Annotated in this window: 5 protein-coding genes; 1 reads left to right on the plus strand and 4 read right to left on the minus strand. The window is 66.7% G+C overall.

Annotated elements, in window-relative coordinates; all coding sequences use genetic code 11:
* The 4 genes from OK17_RS19975 to OK17_RS19990 form a co-directional block, all read right to left on the minus strand.
* Positions 1-825: transglutaminase family protein (locus tag OK17_RS19975; protein ID WP_461418500.1), on the minus strand; the 825-nt coding region annotated here is incomplete at its 3' end.
* Positions 822-1,799, minus strand: coding sequence for an alpha-E domain-containing protein (locus OK17_RS19980; protein WP_232717696.1), 978 nt, complete (start codon positions 1,797-1,799; stop codon positions 822-824). The genes OK17_RS19975 and OK17_RS19980, both read right to left, overlap by 4 nt.
* Complete coding sequence (locus OK17_RS19985) at positions 1,796-3,616, minus strand: circularly permuted type 2 ATP-grasp protein (RefSeq protein WP_232717695.1); 1,821 nt, start codon at positions 3,614-3,616, stop codon at positions 1,796-1,798. The genes OK17_RS19980 and OK17_RS19985 overlap by 4 nt, the downstream gene beginning before the upstream one ends.
* A gap of 79 nt (positions 3,617-3,695) precedes the next feature.
* A complete protein-coding gene (locus tag OK17_RS19990; RefSeq protein ID WP_461418501.1) occupies positions 3,696-4,850 on the minus strand; it encodes a sulfotransferase family protein in 1,155 nt (384 codons plus the stop codon).
* A 228-nt stretch (positions 4,851-5,078) separates the two neighbouring features.
* Between OK17_RS19990 and rpsT the strand changes: the two genes are divergently transcribed.
* The gene (gene rpsT, locus OK17_RS19995; RefSeq protein ID WP_006865751.1) at positions 5,079-5,339 is read left to right on the plus strand and encodes a 30S ribosomal protein S20; all 261 of its coding nucleotides are present in this window, start codon (positions 5,079-5,081) and stop codon (positions 5,337-5,339) included.
* Positions 5,340-5,616 lie beyond the last annotated feature (277 nt).

Consider the following 5,616-nt stretch of genomic DNA (forward strand, 5'->3'; position numbering starts at 1 on the left):
GATGACGTCGAGATCCGTTGCGCCGCCACCGGTGTAGACGCCCTTGAGCGGTGACACGTCGGCGTAGTCGCGGCCGACGCCGACCGACACGTGCTGTTCGGTGATCGGGGTGTCGTTGGTCGGGTCGTAGCCCCACCAGCCACCGGTCCAGGCCTCGATCCATGCGTGGCTCTGGCCCTGGACCGTCTTGTCGATCGCCGCATTCGGCTTCGGGTGCAGATATCCCGACACGTAGCGGGCCGGAATCCCCAAGCCGCGCAACATCACCAGGGTGAGGTGCGCGTAGTCCTGACAGACGCCCTTGCGTTCGTTCCAGGCGTCGACGGCGGTGGTGTGCACGCCGGTGGTGCCGGGCATGTACTCCATCTCCTGGTGGACGTATCGCGCCAGCGCCTCGACCGTCTCCTCCGGTGTGAGCCCCTTGGCGACCTTCTTCGCCGCCGCGATCAGCTGACGATTCTTCGGCACGTAGGTGGTGTTGGAGAGCATCTCGTCGTAGCGGTCCATGATGGCCTCGCTGCGGATGTCCTCCCACGACGCCTGGTCCTCCTCGGACGGGCGCTGTCCGGCATCGGTCTCCACGACCGACATACCCGACACCTCGAGTTCCTCGTGCGGCGCATGGAGATCGAAGGCGGTGACCGCGGTACCCCAGTAGTCGGTGTACCGATACGACCTGGTGGCCGGCACGGTCTCGACACGATTGACGATCACGTTCTGCCGGGCGTCGCTGCGAGGCGTGATCCGGGCCTCGTTGTACGACGAGGTGACGGGACTGTGGTAGGCGAAACCGGTGGAATGGACGACGCGCAGACGCCAGCTCACAGTTCACTCTCCTCGATCACTTGGTTGTCGCTGACGCGAGTGTCGGCCCACGAAACGTACGGCGACACATGGAAGTACTGCTTGGTGACCGCCTCGTTGACGGCACGGCAGGTGTCCTGCAGATCGACGAGACGTTCCTGCAGCCCGTCGAGCAGCTCGCCGGGTTCGAGGAACTCCAGCGAACTCCGCGCCCGACCGAGCAGCAGCTGGGCCTCGGCCTGGGCACCGACACGGCTGGGGCCCTTCTCGAGCTGTCCGAGGTTGCGCTCGGCGACGCTGAGCGCGTGGAAGATCGACCGCGGGAACAGGCGGTCGAGCAACATGAACTCGACGATGTTCTCCGCGTCGAGGACGCCGCGGTAGGTGCGCAGGAAGGTGTCGTGGCCGCCGGCGGAGACCAGCACGTTGACCCATGCGGGCGACGAGGTGCGATCCCCCGCTCGCGACAACAGCATTCGGATCGTCATGTCGACCCGTTCCACGGAACGGCCGAGCAGCAGGTAGCGGTAGCCGTCGTCGTGGCTGAGGGTGGCGTCGGCGAGGCCGGCGAACATGGCCGCCCGGTTCTTCACGTACGAGAGGAACTCGTGCGGACCGAGTCGGCGCGCACGGCGTTCGGCGGCGTCGAGTCCGTTGTAGGTGGTGTTGAGACACTCCCACAGCTCACTCGACGTGACTTCCCGTGCGCCGCGGGCATTCTCGCGCGCCGCGCGGATGAGGTCGACGACCGACCCGACCGCGTCGGCGTCGTAGGCCACCCGTTCCGTCAGCGACCAGACGTCGAGTTCCTCGTCGGTCTCCGGCGCCTCGAGCCCGAGCACCTGGATGATCAGGCGAGCTTGCTGGTCGACGTCGACGGTGGTGTCCTCGAGCAGCTGGTGGATCGCGACGTCGAGGATGCGCGCCATGTCGTCGGCGCGTTCCACGTACCTGCCGATCCAGTACAAGGATTCGGCGTTGCGCGCCAACATCATCGGAGATCACCACCCTGCTGTTGAGTCATGCCGCCGAGACTCTGGGACTGTTTGCCCGGTGACTGCGACTGGGCTGACACGCCCTGTTGCTGCTGCTGGGTCTGGGTGTGCACCGGGTCGGGGGCGTTGTCGGCGGGCCGGGCCGCGGCGACACCACTGGTGGTGACCACCTTCGCGCCGGAGAGTTCGCGTTCGGCCTCCGACGTCCGGCTGGCGAGCACCCAGGTGTCCTTGGAGCCGCCGCCCTGGCTGGAGTTCACCACCAGCGACCCTTCCGGCAGGGCGACGCGAGTGAGTCCGCCGGGTAGGACCCAGACCGACTCGCCGTCGTTGACGGCGAACGGACGCAGGTCGACGTGACGGGGGCGGATCTCGTTGCCGATCTTCGTCGGCACCGTCGACAGCTGGACGACGGGCTGTGCGATCCAGCCGCGCGGGTCGTTGCGCACCTTGCGGGCCAGGGTGTCCAGCTCCGCCTTGGTGGCCTCGGGCCCGAAGACGATGCCGTAACCGCCCGATCCCTCAACGGGTTTCACGACGAGTTCGTCGATGCGGTCGAGCACCTCTTCGCATTCCTCCGGGAGCCAGCAGCGCAGGGTGTCGACGTTCTGCAGGCTCGGCTTCTCACCGAGGTAGTACTCGATGATCTCCGGGACGTAGGTGTAGATCAGCTTGTCGTCGCCGACACCGTTGCCGACCGCGCTCGAGATGACCACGTTGCCGGCCCGGGCCGCGTTGAGAAGTCCGGCGACACCCAGCATCGAATCGGGACGGAACTGCATGGGGTCGAGGAAGTCGTCGTCGATGCGGCGGTAGATGACGTCGACGCGCTGTTCGCCCTCGGTGGTGCGCATGTAGACGACGTTGTCGCGGCAGAACAGATCTCGACCCTCGACGAGCTCGACGCCCATCAGGCGTGCGAGCAGCGAGTGTTCGAAGTACGCGGAGTTCGCCACACCCGGGGTGAGCACGACGATGTTCGGGTCGGCCTCGTTGAACGCCGCCGACGCCCGCAGCGCTCGCAGCAGGTGGCTCGGATAGTCGGCGACCGCGCGGACGCGGTGTTTGGAGAAGAGGTCGGGGAACACGCGCGCCATGGCACGGCGGTTCTCGAGCACGTACGAGACACCCGACGGCGACCGCAGGTTGTCCTCGAGGACCCGGAAGTCGCCGTTCTCGTCGCGGATCAGGTCGATGCCGGCGACGTGGATGCGAACACCGTTGGGCGGACGGATGTTTGCAGCCTGCCGATGGAAGTGCTCACAGGAGTGGACGAGCCGTTTCGGCAGCACGCCGTCGCGCAGGATCTCCTGCTCGCCGTAGATGTCGTCGAGGAACAGCTCGAGCGCCTGCACTCGCTGGGTGATACCCGCTTCGAGCTTGCTCCACTCACCGGCCGAGATCACGCGCGGCACAATGTCCAACGGGAAGGGGCGTTCCTGGCCGGACAGCGAGAAGGTCACACCCTGATCGAGGTAGGCGCGACCCAGTGCTTCGACGCGGGCCTCGACCAGGTCGGACGAGTCCTCGTCGGCCATCGCCTTGTAGATGCCGCGGTACGGGGTGCGCACATCCCCCGCGGCATCGAACATCTCGTCATATGCCTTGCCGTACGGGCCTTTTGAGTAGCCGCCGAAGTTGCCGGTGAAGTTCTGCTCACCGCTCGACTTGCCGGATCTGCCTCCCGACCCCGAACTCTTCGACGATCCGGAACGGCCCGAAGCCGCCTTCCCGGACGAGCTCGACGTCGTTGTCTTCGCGGATGCGGACTTACGCGCCGCCTTCTTGGCGGGCGCACTTGTCGATGCGGGGGTCATAATTTGCCATGGTGCCGCATAACCGCGAAATCGGCACGGCGGTTGGCAGACCGTGTCGTGCGCGTTGCGCGCCGGCGCCTCAGAGTGAGCGTCGCATCGCGAGGGCGCGGCGCTTGACCCGCCGCAGGACATTGGCTGCGCGCGTCTTCACCGGCGGTCCGACCTTGGGCAGCGGCGCGGCGAGGACCATCGAGGCGATCGTGTCGAGAGCCACGTCGAGCACTTCCCCATCGGACGGCATCGGTGCGTCGTCGGTGGCGCCGTCCGGCGACACGTCGAGGTCGGCGAGATCGCCCGCGACGCCGTATCCCGCGCTGCGTACCGCCTCCACCATCGTGGTCGCCTGCGCGGCGGCCCACTGCCGGTGTTTGACCGTCAGCCCCTGGGGTGCGCCGGAGCGCGCCTCGAACAGGATCTCGCCGATCACCTGTCCCTTGATGATGCGTTCGTACCGGCGCCATTCGATGGTCTCCGGCTGCAGGCGTTGATTCAGACCGCGGAGGAACTCGGCCTGCGACGCCGACAGCGAACTGTTGAGGCTCGGCACCGGGATGTTCAGCGGTGCCGGGTCGACCTTCATCACGCGGAGGAAGCGATCCCAGAGGGTGTCGCCCGGCTCCTGACGGCCGCGCGGCACGGTCACCACGTGGACGCGTTCGGGTCCGACGAACCTCGCCCACTTCGCGAGGATGCCGACGTGGTCCTGGAACTCCCAGAACGGTTCGTCCTCGACGAGCGGTCCGGCGTCGTCCGCGGATGCCTCGCCCACCGTGTTCGACTCCGCCGCGAACGCGACCGCGTCGACGAACTCGTCGAAGGAGGCACGGCGCTGGTTCTTGACGTTCTCCTGCCAGACCGACGGGAGCTGCCGGGCGAGGTCGCGGACGGTCGCGATGACGTGGACCTCGTCGGCGAACGACAGGTCGGCCAGGAGGCGCTCGATCTGCTCGCTCGTCGCGGTGCTGTAGAGCTCATGCGACAGCAGCGAGGTCTGCGGCCAGGCCCGCATCTGACCGAGCAGCTTGGGCCACACCCCCGAGAAGGCCGGGTCGGCCCAGTCGAGGTAGCGCTCCGGCTGGAGGTGGACCGCGGCATGGAAATGATCGGAGATCACATTGCCCGGATAGAGCAACCCTGACGTCTGTAACGCCAGGTCACGGTTACGCCAGAGTCGATCCTGCAGGTGCGTGGTGCCGGTCTTGGGTAGGCCGATGTGTACATAAACGACGGACATGATGACTCGAGCCTAGACTTTCACCCACGATGATTCTTTTCGGCGCACATCGGCCCGACCACGGATTTTGGGCTGACTGATCCCGGCTGGTAATGTTGTCCGCTGTTGCGGTGACGCCGTGAAGATCCTTCACGCGCCGACACCGCGCGGTGCGAGTTCGGGCCACCCGGTCCGCCGCCCGACCAGAACAGACAGACATATCCACCAGCAACGACAGAGGTAACACGCGTGGCGAACATCAAGTCTCAGATCAAGCGCAACCGCACCAACGAGAAGAACCGGCAGCGCAACGTGTCGGTGAAGTCGGCACTGCGTACCTCGATCCGTAGCTTCCGTGAGGCCGTCGAGGCCGGCGACAAGGACAAGGCTGCCGAGCTCGGTCAGGCTGCGAGCCGCAAGCTCGACAAGGCCGCCAGCAAGGGCGTCATCCACGCCAACCAGGCCGCCAACAAGAAGTCGGCCATCGCTCTCGCGGTCAACAAGCTCTGAGCTGACCCACCCCGACCCCCGGGTCGCCTCGGCGCGTAGCGCGCCGCCATATGTTCATACTCACGATCACCCCGGCAGCATCCACGCGGTTGCCGGGGTGATCGTCGTTCTTCGGCCCTGCCGGTTCGGGCGGCTCCCCACGCGGGCTGAGCTACCCCACGCGCACCTCGCCACCTCCTGGTTGAGTGGCGACGAGCGCAGCGACGCTCACGGAACGCCGGTTGAGTGGGACGAGCGCAGCGACGCTCACCGAACGCCGGTTGAGTGGCGACGAGCG

The sequence above is a fragment of the Gordonia sp. GN26 genome (genome assembly GCF_054823965.1).

Bases quoted from the DNA above. Each gene is read 5' to 3' on its own strand.
- OK17_RS19980 (WP_232717696.1), bottom strand. From the start codon at position 1,799: ATGATGTTGGCGCGCAACGCCGAATCCTTGTACTGGATCGGCAGGTAC.
- OK17_RS19985 (WP_232717695.1), bottom strand. From the start codon at position 3,616: ATGACCCCCGCATCGACAAGTGCGCCCGCCAAGAAGGCGGCGCGTAAG.
- OK17_RS19990 (WP_461418501.1), bottom strand. From the start codon at position 4,850: ATGTCCGTCGTTTATGTACACATCGGCCTACCCAAGACCGGCACCACG.